At 43.2% G+C, this 16,117-nt stretch carries 13 protein-coding genes; 8 read left to right on the forward strand and 5 right to left on the reverse strand.

The genetic code is table 11. The features are described from left to right. Positions 1-30: 30 nt before the first annotated feature. Both CHJ_RS20845 and CHJ_RS20850 read right to left on the reverse strand, forming a co-directional pair. Positions 31-1,734: an FAD-dependent oxidoreductase gene (locus CHJ_RS20845; RefSeq protein ID WP_171753553.1), complete on the reverse strand. Its 1,704-nt coding sequence runs from the start codon at positions 1,732-1,734 to the stop codon at positions 31-33. Positions 1,735-1,845: 111 nt separating this feature from the next. Beyond that, positions 1,846-2,034: a DUF2892 domain-containing protein gene (locus CHJ_RS20850; RefSeq protein WP_171753554.1), complete on the reverse strand. Its 189-nt coding sequence runs from the start codon at positions 2,032-2,034 to the stop codon at positions 1,846-1,848. A 158-nt stretch (positions 2,035-2,192) separates the two neighbouring features. On the opposite strand from CHJ_RS20850, the gene CHJ_RS20855 reads away from it, so the two are divergent. The 4 genes from CHJ_RS20855 to agaR all read left to right on the forward strand — a co-directional run bounded on the left by CHJ_RS20855 (position 2,193) and on the right by agaR (position 8,028). Further along, positions 2,193-2,501, forward strand: coding sequence for an ArsR/SmtB family transcription factor (locus tag CHJ_RS20855; protein WP_317918885.1), 309 nt, complete (start codon positions 2,193-2,195; stop codon positions 2,499-2,501). Between the two features lie 334 nt (positions 2,502-2,835). Continuing rightward, positions 2,836-6,153, forward strand: coding sequence for an efflux RND transporter permease subunit (locus CHJ_RS20860; protein WP_317918886.1), 3,318 nt, complete (start codon positions 2,836-2,838; stop codon positions 6,151-6,153). Next, a complete protein-coding gene (locus tag CHJ_RS20865; RefSeq protein WP_317918887.1) occupies positions 6,153-7,205 on the forward strand; it encodes an efflux RND transporter periplasmic adaptor subunit in 1,053 nt (350 codons plus the stop codon). The genes CHJ_RS20860 and CHJ_RS20865 overlap by 1 nt, the downstream gene beginning before the upstream one ends. 55 nt (positions 7,206-7,260) lie before the next feature. Then, a complete protein-coding gene (gene agaR, locus CHJ_RS20870) occupies positions 7,261-8,028 on the forward strand; it encodes a transcriptional repressor AgaR (protein WP_171753631.1) in 768 nt (255 codons plus the stop codon). 16 nt (positions 8,029-8,044) lie between these two features. Here the strand turns inward: agaR and CHJ_RS20875 are convergent, their stop codons facing one another. The 3 genes from CHJ_RS20875 to CHJ_RS20885 form a co-directional block, all read right to left on the reverse strand. Beyond that, a complete protein-coding gene (locus CHJ_RS20875) occupies positions 8,045-9,274 on the reverse strand; it encodes a DEAD/DEAH box helicase (RefSeq protein WP_317918888.1) in 1,230 nt (409 codons plus the stop codon). A gap of 35 nt (positions 9,275-9,309) precedes the next feature. Then, entirely contained in the window at positions 9,310-9,786 is a 477-nt protein-coding gene (locus CHJ_RS20880; protein WP_317918889.1) for a DUF1456 family protein, read from the reverse strand. A gap of 226 nt (positions 9,787-10,012) precedes the next feature. Next, on the reverse strand, positions 10,013-11,344 hold the full coding sequence (locus CHJ_RS20885) for an MFS transporter (protein ID WP_317918890.1): 1,332 nt from the start codon (positions 11,342-11,344) through the stop codon (positions 10,013-10,015). A gap of 213 nt (positions 11,345-11,557) precedes the next feature. On the opposite strand from CHJ_RS20885, the gene CHJ_RS20890 reads away from it, so the two are divergent. The 4 genes from CHJ_RS20890 (at position 11,558) to CHJ_RS20905 (ending at position 16,106) form a co-directional block, all read left to right on the forward strand. Continuing rightward, complete coding sequence (locus tag CHJ_RS20890) at positions 11,558-12,457, forward strand: oxidoreductase (protein ID WP_317918891.1); 900 nt, start codon at positions 11,558-11,560, stop codon at positions 12,455-12,457. A 148-nt stretch (positions 12,458-12,605) separates the two neighbouring features. Then, positions 12,606-13,508, forward strand: a complete 903-nt coding sequence (locus tag CHJ_RS20895; protein WP_317918892.1) for a helix-turn-helix domain-containing protein — start codon at positions 12,606-12,608, stop codon at positions 13,506-13,508. Positions 13,509-13,613: 105 nt separating this feature from the next. Next, complete coding sequence (locus CHJ_RS20900; protein WP_317918893.1) at positions 13,614-14,525, forward strand: patatin-like phospholipase family protein; 912 nt, start codon at positions 13,614-13,616, stop codon at positions 14,523-14,525. Between the two features lie 195 nt (positions 14,526-14,720). Then, entirely contained in the window at positions 14,721-16,106 is a 1,386-nt protein-coding gene (locus CHJ_RS20905; protein WP_317918894.1) for an MATE family efflux transporter, read from the forward strand. Positions 16,107-16,117 lie beyond the last annotated feature (11 nt).

Genomic DNA, 16,117 nt, shown 5'->3' on the forward strand with positions numbered 1-16,117 from the left:
CTTTTTTTGCGTTATTGTGCAGATCGCTTGTTATGCTTTAGCCAAAATATAAGTTCGGTATCCACCAATAAGGTTTCTTGCTTGAAAGCCGTTATTTACCAACTGTCTGTAGGCAACGTGGCCACGTAAACCCACCGCACAGTAGATAATGATCTCTTTATCTTTTGGTAGTTCATCCATACGATGGCGTAGGGCATCGACAGGGATGTTTACCGCACCTTCAATAAATCCAGTCGCTTTAAGTTCTCCCGGTGTACGTACATCAAGCAAAAACTGCTGGTCGGTCAGGCTATCCATTTGGTCATAATGAATCGCTTTCGCATCGCCCACTCTTATATTTTGTGCCACAAATGCCGCTTGGTTTATGACATCCTTTGCGCTGCCGAAAGGTGGTGCGTAAGTCAGCTCTAAGTGACGAAGTTGATCTACCGTCATTCCGGCACGTTGTGCTACTGCCATAATATCGATACGTTTATCGACGCCATCTTTACCTGCTGCTTGCGCTCCAAGTATTTTTCCGGTGTATGGACAATAGAGCATCTTAAACGAAACCAACTCTGCTCCCGGATAGTAGCTGGCGTGGCTGGCAGTATGAACATACACTTTTTCGTATGCGGTTCCTTCTGCTTTTAACGATTTCTCATTCTTTCCTGTGGAGGCAATCGCCAAATCGAATATTTTACAGATCGCTGTTCCTTGGGTGCCTTGGTAGCTGTCGTTTTTACCAAGCATGTTATCCGCAGCCATTCGGCCTTGTCGGTTTGCAGGACCGGCCAGTGGAACTAAAGTCGGCTGGCCAGTGACAAAATCTGCCTCTTCGATGGCATCGCCTACCGCGTAGATAGAAGGATCACTGGTTTGTAAATTTTCATTGGTATAAATGCCGCCCAATGCGCCAATTTGTAATCCGGCCTCAGCGGCAAGTTTGGTCTCTGGACGAACGCCAATAGCCATAATAAGAATCTCTGTATCCAGTGATTCACCATTGCTGAGTTGCAGGCTTAAATGCCCTTCGATATGCTGTTTGGTGTCTGTTTCTCCGCTTTCGAGTACAGGGACATGATCGCTGGGAATATACTCCACAGATTGCAAAGCGACACCGAGTTTAAGGTCAACACCTTTCTCTCTGATTTCGGCGTGTGCGAATCCTGCCATTTCGCGATCAACCGGCGTCATAACTTGATCTGCCAACTCTAACAGCGTTGTTTTAATACCCAATTGATGAAAGGCTTCCATCATTTCCAAACCGATAAAGCCACCACCAACCACGGTTGCGTGTTCTGGGCGGTTCATCTGCAAGGTTTTAATGATTTTATCCATGTCAGGGATATTGCGCAGCGAGTGGGTAAGCGGGTTATCAATTCCAGCGATTGGCGGAACAATTGGACCGGCACCGGGGCTAAGCAGCAAAAAGTCATAGCTTTCACTGTACTCGCTATTGTCCAGCTGGTTTTTAATTCGGATCTGTTTCTGTTCTCTATCGATACAAGTCACTTCGCTCATAACGCGAACATCAACATTAAATCTGCTGAGGAAGCTTTCTGGTGTTTGCAGTAATAAATTGCTTCGCTCTGTGATATCTCCACCAATATGGTAAGGCAATCCACAGTTGGCAAATGAGACGAAGGGGCCTCTTTCAAACATGATGATCTCAGCGTCTTCACTTAAACGACGCGCACGCGCAGCAGCGGAAGCGCCACCGGCAACTCCACCTACAATAACAATCTTAGTCATACTGGACTCCGTTATAAAACCTAAAAAAGCCGACAAGTGATCAGGGGCAGTTAACCTGATACTTGTCGTGCTTTTTTAGTGTCTATATTGTCTATCTGTATCGATAATGACTTACGAACTCATGCCCATTTTTTTCAGTATCGATACCGCGGGACAAAACCCGGTAAATGCACTTTGTAATAGGTTTAACCCAACAAACACCGTTAGCCAAACAAAGTTAGCATGTACCGTTGCGGTTAAAATTACTGAGAGTAGTATCATGCTTCCTGCCAAAACTCTTACACCATTTTCAACTGTCATCTTTCTTCTCCTTAACTAGAAAACATGTAAACTATATATGTCTAATTTAGCAAAGTCTAATTAATTTGATAAATAATTAAAATTTACTAATAAAGAGTTGACTAAATTACATGTATTAGTAAAATCTAATTAAGATAAATTTAAAAGTTGAGGCAGTTATGGACGATGCAGTTATGAACATTGAAAAAATGCAAAGTAATGCGACCTATGTTTCTGAACTACTAAAAACCATGGCGCACCCTGAGAGACTGATGGTGTTGTGCCAGTTGATGCAAGAAGAGGTTGGGGCAGGCAAGCTTCAAGAGAACTCATCACTCAGCCAGTCGGCTTTTTCTCAGCATTTAACCGTACTGCGAAAGCAAGGGTTGGTCAAAATAAGAAAAGAGTCTCAGCAGGTTTTCTATTCCTTATCCGATGAACGTGTTGCGGCATTAATTAAGAACTTACATTCAATTTACTGTATTTAACTGCGCTGCTCTGTGACAACTTAGTGGCAGTGGAGAGCAAGGTTACGATGTAACTAATTCTCTACATGAAACAGCTTCTGAGTGAAACAGTAACAATGATTCTGCGACCGCTTTATTAAGGTCATTGCCGGCTAAGTTTGCTGCGATACTCTCGGCATTCAAGATATTTTTCTAGCAATTAAGGCTTGTGATGCATCAGTAATTGACGTGCATCAAGTGGCATCGTTTTGCCAGTCGAAAGTTATTAAACAACAACTAACATTAAGTTGTGTAATTTTACAATATTACCCATGTCTGATTATCGCGATGTGACGAGTAGTAAAAGGAGAACAAGATGACCAAGGAGTTTAAGGGTGGATTCGTTCATAGCGTTATGAACAGTTTTTTCCCGCCAATCCTGATCATTATGGCGCTGGTTGTTGGTGGAGTCTCTCTATGGCTTACGCCAAAAGAGGAAGATCCACAAATCGTGGTTCCCATGGCGGATGTATTAATTAATGCGCCGGGGCTCAGTGCCAAACAGGTGGAAAAACAAGTAACGGAGCCATTGGAAAAGTTGGTTAGCCAAATCGATGGTGTGGAATATGTCTATTCCTCGTCGATGAAAGGCGCAGCTCAAGTGATTGTTCGTTATTACGTGGGCGAAGGTCGTGAAGACGCGCTGGTTAAACTCTATAACAAGCTCTATTCCAATCAGGATCGAATTCCTTCATCGGTAACAAGCTGGGCGGTTAAGCCAATAGAAATTGATGACGTGCCGATTGTCGTCGCAGCGCTTTATTCAAAAAATCCTGAGCAAATCGATCGATACGAACTAAGAAGAATTGCCACACAAGCCACTCAGCGTCTTAAATCGCTGGACAGTACCAATATGGTAGAAGTCATTGGCGGGCAGTCTCGAAATGTTGAAGTAGCGCTAAATAGTGCTGCGATGGCAAGCCGAAAAACCACCATAGACGATTTACAAAACGCCTTTAAGCTTAGCCATCACAAACAGGACTCGGGCTTAATCCATCAGTCTGGAAATGTTTACGCGCTGGAGTCGGGACAATTTTTTACCAAAGCAGAAGAGCTCGGCTCTTTGGTGGTTAATGTTGTTAACGGCAAACCAGTTTACCTGCAAGATGTTGCGTCAATTATCGATGGGCCGGAAGAAGCCTCAAACGATACCTGGTTTCAGTATGGCCCGGCCGCTGAACAGAGTAGCGATGTTTATCCCGCAGTGTTTATCTCGGTAGCGAAACAGAAAGGATCGAATGCGGTAGCAGTAGCAGACAATGTGCTGCAAGAGCTCAATGAATTACAACTTACCCAGTTTCCAGACGAGGTTGGTGTAAGTATTATTCGTAACTATGGCCAAACAGCAGACGATAAAGTATCCAACTTGGTGTCAAGTTTGGGGATCTCTATCCTGACTGTGGTGGTATTTGTTGGCCTGTTTTTGAACTGGCGCAGTGCCTTGGTTGTGGGCATCGCCATTCCAATTAGTTACGGCGCTGCACTTGGTATGGATCTGGCCTTTGGTTATTCCATTAACCGTGTCACTCTGTTTGCGCTTATTCTGGCATTAGGTTTGATCGTTGATGACCCCATTGCCAGTATCGACAATATTGAACGTTATCTAAAACGTAAAGAGTTAACCCGCACCAAAGCGATAGTGTTAGCAATGGCGGAGATACGAAGTGCGTTGTTGATGTCTACCGTTGCTATCGTCATTGTATTTACGCCTATGTTCTTTATTACCGGAATGATGGGCCCTTATATGGCACCCTTAGCGTTTAACGTTCCTATCAGTGTGGTATTTAGTACTATCGTAGCCTTTATGATCACGCCTTGGTTAGCAAGGAAGATACTACGCGCAGCCAATAATAGTGGACATTACGACGTCAAGACGACGCTGCTATATCGATGGTATGAGAAGCTATTGCAACCCATCTTAAAAAGCCGCAGAAATAGTTGGTTGTTTCTAGGCCTTGTTGCTGTGTTATTTGTCGCAGCGGCCATGCTGCCTGCCATGCGTCTAGTGCCACTAAAACTGCTACCTTACGACAACAAAAATGAGTTTCAACTGGTACTAAATATGCCCGAGCAGACCAGTTTTGTTGAAACCTCTAACGTATTAAGAGACTTCTCTGACTACTTGGTGACGGTACCTGAGGTGGTTTCTGTCTCGGCGTTCTCCGCTGTGGCTTCGCCTATGGACTTTAATGGAATGGTACGTCACTACTTTATGCGAAGTTTGCCGAATCAAGGGGAATTGAGGATTGTATTGGCGGAAAAAGATCGTCGCCATCAGCAATCTCATGAAATTGTTACTCGGTTGCGGGCGGATCTAGAGCAGATTGCCGCTAAACATTCAGCGGATATCCAGTTAGTTGAAGTGCCACCCGGGCCGCCAGTTATCGCAACATTAACCGCGGAAGTTTACGGGGCGGAAACCACGCCGTATCAAACGCTGCAAAGTGAGGCGGAGAAGCTGGCGGATAGGTTACGTCGAGAGGAGTTTGTCTCTGAGGTCGATACCTCCATTCAGGGCGATTATCAAACATGGCAATTTATTGTTGATAGAGAGAAGGCCGCGTTGTCTGGTGTCTCTGTATACGATATTAACCAGACCATTTCAGCCGCGAACCAAGGCTTTGTGCTTGCTAATCTGCAAGCGGAAAGAGAGATTGAACCCTTACCAGTAAAAGTGCGTCTGCCTGCAACCAGTAGAGATGACCTCAATAAATTACTTTCTCTCTATGTTCGTGGTCAGCAGGGTATTGTTAAACAGGAAGTACACGGAGCTCTGATAGATGCGCCACAACCGTTGGTGCAATTGTCGGAACTTGGTGAGTTTGTAAAACAGCCTGTTGAACAACCTATTTATCACAAAAACTTAAAACCAGTGGTGTACGTTTATGCCGAGTCGGTAGGGCGTGTTCCCGGTGAGATTGTGGCCGATGTGATTGCCGATTTTAATGGTGAGCAGAGTGACTCTAGAGTGCCTGTTGCACAGAGAAGTTACCTAAACAACGGTGCGGGAGACAGCTGGAGCGTGGCGAACGATATTAATATCGTTTGGAGTGGCGAAGGCGAGTGGAAGATCACAGTCGACGTGTTTATTGACCTAGGCATTGCGTATGGTGCTGCGCTACTTGGTGTGTTTATTGTCATGCTAGTACAAACAGGTCTGCCTGCGGTATCAGGTATCATCATGCTGGCGATTCCTCTTACCGTTATAGGTATCATGCCCGGATTTTGGATTCTTAACGGGCTAGGGGATGAGATTAACGGTTACCCGAACCCTGCGCTGTTTACTGCGACAGCTATGATAGGCATGATCGCGTTGGCGGGGATTGTGGTGCGAAATTCACTGGTATTGATAGAGTTTATTCATCAATCGCTTGCTGAAGGCAAACCGCTGCGTGAGGCATTAATTGAGTCTGGCGCGGTGCGGATGAGGCCAATTCTATTAACCGCAGGTACTACGTTATTGGGGAACATTGTTATTACTTTAGACCCGATATTTAACGGTTTGGCGTGGGCTATCATCTTTGGTATCACTGCATCCACCGTCTTTACTTTGCTGGTCATCCCAGTGGTATACAACCTTGCTTATCAAAATACTCAAGGACACGGATTACCCGTGCTTAAGGAGGAAGAATAATGAATACGTCAAAAACCCTATTAGGTACGGTTCTTTTTGCAATATTAGGTGGTTTGTTTCTGTACATGGCGGGTTATTTTACCGAGAAGCTGCCCCAGCAAAGAGTGATCTCTCAATCTGATTATCCTGAGATGGAAACGGTAAAACTGCAGGCGAAAGCACAACCGATACAGCGTGAATTTACCGGAACGATTGTGGCGGATCAAAAGGCCATTCTGTCAGCCCGTATCACCGCTCGAGTCGCGGAAGTGCTGGTGGATGTGGGCAATGTGGTTAAACAAGGTGATGTCATTATGCGTTTAGACAGTGATGATCTTGACGCACGAGTGAAACAAACGGAACAAGCTCTCTCCTCCGCACAAGCAAGGTTAAATGCCGCCCGAAAAGAGTACAAAAGAGTATCTGAGCTGGTAAACAAGAAGCTGCTCTCTCAAGCAGAGTTTGATCGAGTGGAGAGTGAGTTAAAAACCGCACAAGCCAATTTTAAGCAATCACAAGCTGCTGTCTCTGAAGCAGAAACCACCTTTGGCTTTAGTATGATCACTGCACCATTCGATGGTTTGATCACGCAAAAGAACGTCAACCGAGGTGATACCGCTACTCCGGGTATGCAGCTAGTTAGCATGTACAACCCTGATACTTTGCAACTACAAGCCGATATTTCTGAGTCGCAAATTAAAGAGATCACCTTAGGTTCTTCGTTGCAATATCAATTGCCTACATACGGTATCCATGGTGTTGGAGACGTGGTGGAAATTGCGCCGGCGGCGGACAATACCTCTAGAACGTTTATTATTAAACTGTCACTCAATAGTGATGCTCTTATCTATCCCGGCAGTTTTGGTAAAGTCTCGGTGATGATTGGCGAGCAAGAGCTGTTAACACTGCCTAACAATACCCTCTATCAGGTTGGGCAACTCGATTACGTGAAAGTGGTGAATCAAGGGCTATTACAGACAAGACTGGTGCAGTTAAGTGACCAGAATGTGGTAAGGAAAGGTGTAGTCGCTGGCGATGTTTTAGTGGTTGACCCATTGAAATATGGGCAATAACAGGCTCTAATAGCCATGCAATTAACCACCTGTTATTTACGGACTTGTCACCATGATGAAAACAGCGCAACGTCGCAGCGAGATACTAGATTCAATACAACAAAATGGCTCCGGCGATGTGGAAGAGTTTGTTAAACGCTACGGCGTATCTAGTGTCACTATTCGTCATGATCTCAATCAGCTAGAAAAGCAAGGGTGTGTGGTGCGCTGCTATGGTGGCGCAACCTTAAATAACAGCTTTGCTTTTGATCGTTCGTTGCAAGAGAAGGGTAAAATAAAGGCGGATATTAAAACAAAATTGGCACAAAAAGCAGCGGAGTATATTGAACAAGGGGATACCATTATCCTAGATTCTGGTTCCACTACGGAAAAGATTGCCCATCAACTCTCTTTAGATATGCCGCTGGTTGTTATGACCAATGCCATTAATATCGCCTACCATCTGGCAAGCAGCGAAAGTATCGATGTTATGGTCACAGGTGGAACTATACGTAAAAATGCCTTTTCTCTGCACGGCGAAAATGCCGAAGAGCAACTAAACAAATACCGATTTGATAAGTTGTTTTTGGGCGTTGACGGTTTTGATCTTTCTATGGGCATTACCACGCCTCATAAAGGCGAAGCGCAAGTGAATAGGACCATGTGTCAGGTGGCAAAAACCGTTATTGCCGTTTGTGATTCGAGTAAGTTTAACCGTAAAAGCTTTTGTATTATCGCGACTCTTGATGATATCGACATGCTTATTACTGACAGCGGTATTCCTGATAACTACCTCCACTCGTTGCAAGAACTCGGTATCGACGTTGTCGTTGTGCCGTTATAGCGTTGCGTTTGACAACTTATTTTCGCTTAGCTTTGCCCTGAAACTGTTTGATACTTTTTTTATTATTGGTTCTTCGATTGGCCTGTTTATCTCTGGCAGCACGTTTATTTTCGCCAGTAGACGGCTTATCCGTGACAGGAAAACCATTGAGTTCACTTAACGGAAGCTCGCGCTGAGTTGTGTTTCTTATTGCGGCTAAATAGTCCGCTTCACCATGACAAACGAGAGAAATTGCGGTTCCTTTGTTACCCGCCCTTGCAGTTCGGCCTATTCGGTGCACATATACGTCGGCATTTGATGGCAGCTCAACGTTGATGACGACCGGTAAACTTTCTACATGGATACCGCGAGCCAGCAGATCGGTAGCGATAAGAACATTCACTTTTTGCTGTTTGAACAGATTGAGCGTCGCTTCTCTTTCGCTTTGATCTTTGTTTCCATGCAATGCAGCAGCAGATAGGCCCGCTTTATTCAACTTCTTACAAAGTCCATCTGCGTTATCTTTAGAGCCAATAAATAGCAATACCTGTTGCCAGTTGTGCTGTTTAATTAACGCTATAAGGGCTTTAGTTTTACTGCCTTTGTTGACTAAATAAAGAGTCTCTTCAATGGCTTCTACAGAGCTGGTGGTTGTCTGCGCTTGAATTAAGACCGGATCATTGAGTAATGTCTTAGCCTTGTTTTCCAGCGGTTCAGGGAAGGTAGCAGAAAACATGATGGTTTGACGTTTGCTTGGAAGTTGTTCAATAATTTTTTGAACGTCTGTCCAAAACCCCATATCCAACATTCGGTCTGCTTCATCGAGAATCAATTTGCTTATCTTGTTCGCATCAATGACATTGGCGTTGAATAGTTCAATCAAGCGGCCAGGGGTGGCCACAAGGATTTCAGGCGCAGAAGCGAGTTGAGCTATTTGCTGCTCTTTATCGACCCCACCACAAATGCAAACAGACGTGATATCGGTGTTTTTAGAGATTAAACAGAGTGCATCGTTTACTTGTGTGGCGAGTTCGCGAGTCGGAACCAAAATAAGTGACAGAAAGGAAGAGGTGCTCTGCTTTATCTGTTCTAACAGAGGCAAACCGTAAGCGTATGTTTTGCCGCTACCAGTCTTTGCTATTGCCAGCACATCCTGTTCATCGAGTATCGCAGGAATGGCAGCGGCCTGAATCTCAGTTGGTGTGCGAATTGGATCGGGCAGGGCATCAATAAGTTGCTGGCTTAGGGATAGCTTGGAAAACGGCATAGCTTATATCTTCATCTCTTATTATAAGGTCAGTGTTACGCTTCGTGCTTGTCTTCAGGACGAAGTTGACGCTGAACACCCATCAAAAAGTTACGTAAAACCTGCGCGCCACATTCGCGGTAGTGTTTATTATCTGGTTTACGGAAAAATGCGCTGAGTTCATGCTTGCTTAGTCTAAAATCAACAACCTTTAGCGTCTCAAGTACATCTTCTGCTTTCATATTTAAAGCGATTCTAAGTTTCATAAAGATCATGTTGTTAGTTAGACGACTTTCTGGTTGTGGCTGCTCCCCATCACGCTTGCCACGTTTAGTGTTGATCAACCCATTCAAGAATATGGCTAAATCAGTATCTGTCGCGTCGCAATAGTCGGCTTCTGTGTCCTTTTTCAACCAGTTGGTCACTTGAGTCTTGTTTACTGTGTGGTCTGCTGCTGCAAAGATCTCAACCATCTCTGTATCTTTAAAATCGAACGTATAGCGGATGCGGCGTAAAATATCGTTATTAGTCAAAATAGTTCCTAAATTATAGTATCAACTGTATGGCTTAGACATAGGGCTGTCTAATTGTGGTGCGCACCTTAACACAGCGGAAAAAGCATTGCTCTGTTTCTCTTTGTATCGCCATATATTCAAGTGACCTCAGGATTCAGAGCAACATCAACAAGTTCAGTTAAAGAAAGATAATTGAAGCAATGGCATTCCCTTTCAGGATGTGTATATACGCTCGGTTAAATCGTCAAATAATCGCTTTCTTTCGGTCGCGGAAATAAAATATCGCACTGAGTAGCAAGAACAAAAAAGTAAAATAATAGAAAAACGAAGAGAGAGACGCTAAGAAGTCGATGTTCTGTTCTATCTCTTGTGTGGTGTAGTTTTGAGAGAGTAATTTATAGTAGTAGGCATACAAAATGCCGATTAAACCATAGCCGAGATTAAACATCAGGCCTTTAAAGCTTAAAACGGTGGCTCTGTTGTGCGACTCGGTTTTTTTGTTTAGGTGATAACTGATAAATATATTCATTGTCATGATGATAAAGATCAGCACCAGAGCGGGTATGACTCCGTAAATCGACCAACCTAAGCTAATGCAGTAATAGGTCGCGATAGTGGCTAAGCCCATGACAATAATGAAGCTTTTTGGCGCCATACTTTCCGCTAACCGCCGGCTTTGTCCCGCTAGAATGATTTTGACGATACTGACTCCTGCGCCAATAAAACCAAAATAGAGTATGGGAATATCAATGGCGCGATAATATTGGCTATTCATGGTTAGAAACATCCGGGAGGTATGCTCGAATAGACTGTAGTAGAGCAATATGAACAGCACATAAGGGGTAGATAGTACCCATTTGCCAGTACTTGCCGTCAATTTGAGGCTGGCTATGGTGGTTGCTAACTTACTGCGGTCACTTGGTAAAGGTCGTTTCTCTTCCTTCATATTTATTGCTGCATAAATGGCGATCATGGCTACTATTAAGGTGGCATAAACGGGAATGCGCATGACCTCTTTTGTGCTTTCGGGCGCGGCCAATCCGAATAATTGATAAATGTTAGCCATAAAATTAACATCATACATGGCAGCACCTAATAGGGTGACAAAGATACCAACACTGGATGCGACGCGAAGCTGAATCTGTAGCACCCGTGGCCACACATCTTCTTTTCCTTGCTCTTTGAGTGTGTCATAAGCCAATGCTTCGTCGGCGCCGCTTGCTAACGCCATGGCCAAACCACTTAATATGCGGTTGATCAAAAATACCACGAATACCAGAGAGGGGTTACCGGTTGGTACAACGGCGATCATCGCTATTTCAATAAACATCACTACCGACGACAATATCACCAGCTTTTTGCGTCCTAAGGTGTCGGCAAATGCTCCAGATGGGACTTCAGCAAGAACAATGGTTGTCGCCCAAACCACATTAAGCATGGCGAATTGGGAGAGGGTTAAGCCGTAATCTAAATAGAGTAAGGTAAAAACCGGGTAGTAAAAGCGTGCAAAATAACTGCTTCGAAACATTAAGAAGTAGCGGACATTATCAACTTTAACAATTTCCTTGAGGGTCATTAGTTTCTCAGTATTCTTGAATAGCGCATTATTATCTATATCAGAGCATGGCATTGTTGCAGGAATTTTCAATTGCATTACGTTAATTTTTTACCTAGATATAAGCAGTTACCTGCAAAATCGATAAGTATTTCTGTGAAATGTATAAACATTGCTTAGCTGCTGCTCATACAATTCTAATATCCCCAAGGAATCCATTGATAAGAGTTGAATATGGCAAAGCAGAACTGGAATACAGACATGATTGCTGACCAAACAGGTCGAACTGTGGTTATCACAGGTGCTACCAGTGGTATTGGTAAAGAAACAGCGAAATTACTGGTGAGTAAAAAGGCAAAAGTCATAATTGGAGCGAGGAACCGTATTAAGGCAGAACGTGTAATAGAAGAAATTTGTCAATTATATCCAGAGGCCAATATTCAGTTAAAAGAGCTGGATTTAACCAGCTTAACATCGGTAAATGCATTCGCCGACTCGGTTATTGAGGATATCGATCAGTTGGATCTTCTCATTAATAATGCTGGAATTATGTCATGTCCTTTTTCAACAACAGAGGATGGTTATGAGATTCAAATGGGCACCAATCACCTGAGTCATTTTGTATTAACTGGTCGTTTAATGCCTCTACTGAAGCAGGCTCAAGATTCCCGCATAGTGATTCTTTCTAGTTATGCCCATCACTTTGGAAATATCGATTTGTCGGATCTGAACTGGGAAAAACGCCAATACAGCACCAACAAAGCGTATGCTGATAGTAAGTTAGCTAACCTCTATTTCTTGTATGAGTTAACAAATCGCCTTAAAGATGATGAAAATGCTCCTATTGTTTCTGCTGCCCATCCGGGTTGGACGAAAACTGAGTTGCAGCGCCATGTGAAAGCGTTGGGGCTTCTTAATCACTTGTTTGCTCAAAGCGTAGAGCAAGGTGCTTTGCCAACATTGAGAGCAGCGTTTGACCGTAACGTTCGTTCAGGAGACTTTTATGGCCCCAGTAAGTATTTTGAAATGCACGGTGCACCAGTGAAGGTTAAATCTAGTAAACGATCGCTTGATAAGGTGATTGCGACAAAGTTATGGCAGCAATGCGAAGCGTTAACAGGCGTTCGTTTTTGAACGATGGACTTGAGTGGTCGTGAGGAGACCAAAAAAGAAACTGGGCTAACGCTAGCTCGTGTATTATGACTTTAGTAATTCGGCACTATTTGTATTGATTCATACTGAATAATATGTCGAGATAAGCAGCAAAACGCTAGGAAGATCTATGAACGAAATTGTCAATTTGCGTTCCATTTCGGACGTACATCGAATGTTAGGGATAGGGCGACCTAAGCATCCTCTTGTTATGGTTATCGCCAACCATTGTATTGATATGGATATTGCCGTCGCTAGCTACAGCACAGAAATGTACACGGTTGCCATGAAGGATGGTATGTCCGGAGTCATGAAGTACGGACGAAGTACCTACGACTTCGACGACGGAGTGATGCTCTTTCTGGCCCCCGGTCAGGTTATTACACCGGTTGACTCAGTGATTGATAAACAAACAACTGGCTGGACGCTGTTGTTTCATCCCGATCTGATTAGGCGGACTTCTCTGGGGAAAAAGATTAATCAATACTCATTTTTCTCATACGATGTAAATGAAGCTCTGCATATCTCTGACGGCGAAATTCAGACACTGACAGAATTAGTGAATAAAGTCAGTCGGGAACTAGATCAAAATATAGATAAACATACAGAAAACTTGATTTCCGCAAACATAGAGTTGCTACTGGATTATTGTACGCGTTTTTATGACCGTCAGTTTTATACTCGTACCAATCGAAATACCGACACAGTTGTGGCGTTCGAAAGCCTGTTAAGAGATTATTTTCAAAGAGATGAGAGCTTAGAGAATGGTATCCCCAGTGTGGCTTATTGCGGAAAAGCTCTCGGTATTACGCCAAGTTATCTCAGTGACTTACTTAAAAAAGAAACTGGTAAAACCGCCAGAGAGCACATTCATCTGTTTGTGATAGAGCTTGCTAAAAATAAGCTGTTAGGTTCGAGCGACTCTATAAGTAAGATCGCATTTGATCTTGGTTTTGACTATCCGGCGCACTTTACCAAATTGTTTAAAAAGAACACCGGATACAGTCCATCTAAATTTAGAGTATTAAATTAGTTGAGGTTTTTTAAAGAGCCCTGATATAGAGCTTTATCTTAGAGTATTGCGTTTGGAGTTTGCTGAATAGGCGCTCTTTTAATTTTACATATTAGGTTGGTTGCAATGCAGAAATTATTCTTTTCCTTGGTTATGGTCGTTCTTTTATCAAGTTGTGCGAAAAGCAATAAGTATGGCGAGTTAGGCGTTTATAGCGAAGAAGAACTGCAAAAAACAGTACAGCAATCCAACTCGTTGGGTATTGCCTTTGGTGGTGGTGGCATACGTGGATTTATGCATCTTGGGGTTATGAAAGCGCTGGAAGAGAATGGTATCAGCGCCGATATCGTGACAGGCTCTTCTGCCGGTTCGATTGCAGCAGCCTTGTATGCCAGTGGTTTGCCTTTCCAGCAATTAGAAAGCATTACCAATAATGTCAGTGAGTTAGATCTGGCAGATATCGTGATCTCTTCCCAAGGGGTCATCAATGGTAAAAATATCGCTGAATGGATAAATGACTCTGTTCCACAAACCGATTTGCAGTCTATGCCCGTTGAAATAGGCATAACAGCAACGGATATGAATTTGCGTAAATCAGTGCTAATACGTGAAGGTGATATTGGTCAGGCCGTGCAGACGTCGTCGACCATCCCTGGCGCGTTTATTCCTGTCGAACATAATGGACATATATTGGTGGATGGCGGTATTTTAACTGTTGTTCCAGTTAACTATGCAAGAAAGATGGGGGCTGATTTTGTCATTGCTGTCGATATCTACTGTGGTAATCAACCAGAACCAGAATTAAGTTCAACAAGGATGTTGTTAAGCACGTTCCGATTGCTCAGTTGCACGCTTGCACAAAGTGAAATCGCCAGTGCTGATATTATCATTAGTCCAGATTTTGAACCTGAAAAAAATAGTCTGTTTAGCTCTAAAGAAATGGCGATAGAAGCAGGATACCAAGCGACTCTGGCGGAAATGCCGAACATCATTAAACTGGTAAGTCGAAACGAAACTCATACCCCGCGAACTCTGTGATAGCGATTAGTTGGATATTTCTGACAAATAGCTTTTCACTGAAACTTTTCCGTTCAAAATCAGAAATAGTTCGAGCTAGAATGCACAAATAATGTTGTTACTAAAGAGCAATGTAATGTTCGTTCAACGCAAGGATTGGTCTTAGCGACCAATAACTGTTACCTTGCGTGAGCATTTTAATCTATTGAAGTCATTATGGAAGCAACACTGGAACAACAAAACGGCGCATTAAATGGGCCGATTATTTCGACATTTCTAAAATACTTGCTGCCTTCTATTGTTGGTATGCTGGCGATGAGCTCTGCCTCAATCATTGATGGGATTTTCATCGGAAACTATGTAGGTGTCTCAGCGCTTGCTGCTGTAAATCTGATCATTCCAATACTCTCGGTGCTATTTGGTGTTGGTTTAATGCTGTCCATTGGTGGATCGGTAAGAGCAGGGAAATACCTAGGGGAAAAAAATAGCCTTGCCGCTTCAGCAATATTTAGTAAAACACTTATTGCTGTAACCATTTATGCTTTTGTCATTATAGTCCTAGGCCTTCTGTTTGAATCTTCACTGTTTCGACTTCTTGGGGCGAGTGAGCCATTATTTCCATTAATGAGCGACTATTATCGCGTTATCATGCCGTTTCTTCTGGCGCAATTGATGATGATAGTGCTGTATTTTTTTATTAAGTTAGATGGCTTTCCCTCGCTCGCGTCTGCCGCTCTGGTTATCGGTTCGGTACTTAATATAGCCCTAGATTACTTATTTATTGCGGTGTTTAATTGGGGATTAAGTGGCGCAGCGTGGGCGACAGGTATCTCTCAGTTATTTCCGTTGCTAACGTTAATGACTTACTTTTTCAGTCGCAAGCGGAAGCTTCACTTCTCGATGCAGCAGAAGAATTGGTCAGAAGTCTTTCAAGCGGCTTATAACGGTTTATCTGAGTTCATTAATGAAATCTCAGGGGGAATAATCGCGTTTATTTTTAACTGGATGCTTATATCCCGAGCTGGTGTTGACGGTGTTGCGGCAATTACGGTTCTAAATTATCTATTGATGATCGGTTTCATGGTCTATTTTTCTATCGCTGATACGGCGCAGGTCATGCTCAGTCAGAACTTTGGCGCAAGAAACGAACATAGGCTAAAGCAGTTTCTAGCGATCACATTTTTTATCACCAGTGTGGTGAGTTTAGTTACCATCTTGATTTTGCTGTTTTTCAATGAGTCCCTCATTTATATGTTCCTAGATAAAGAAGGTGCAGAAGTGACGGTGGAAATGGCGATAGAATTCGTTTATTACGTCTGGCCTATGTTTATTTTTGCGGGGGCCAATATGACCATTTCAGGTTATCTTACGGCGATTCATTTACCGTTCCAGTCAGGAGTGGTTTCTCTCTGTCGTAGCCTTATTTTTCCTGCTTCATTGCTAATAATTTTGTTTATGATGTTTGATGATAATCGTTTTGTTACCGCGTTACCCATTGGTGAATGCCTGACGTTTTTGGTTGCTTCTGTTTTCTATATTCGTCATAAACCAGAAAGAGCAATCGCAAAGGATATTTTGATAAACGGAAATAAATTATCGTAAAACGATAAATA

The organism is Vibrio sp. MACH09 (genome assembly GCF_033238805.1).
GTDB lineage: Bacteria > Pseudomonadota > Gammaproteobacteria > Enterobacterales > Vibrionaceae > Vibrio.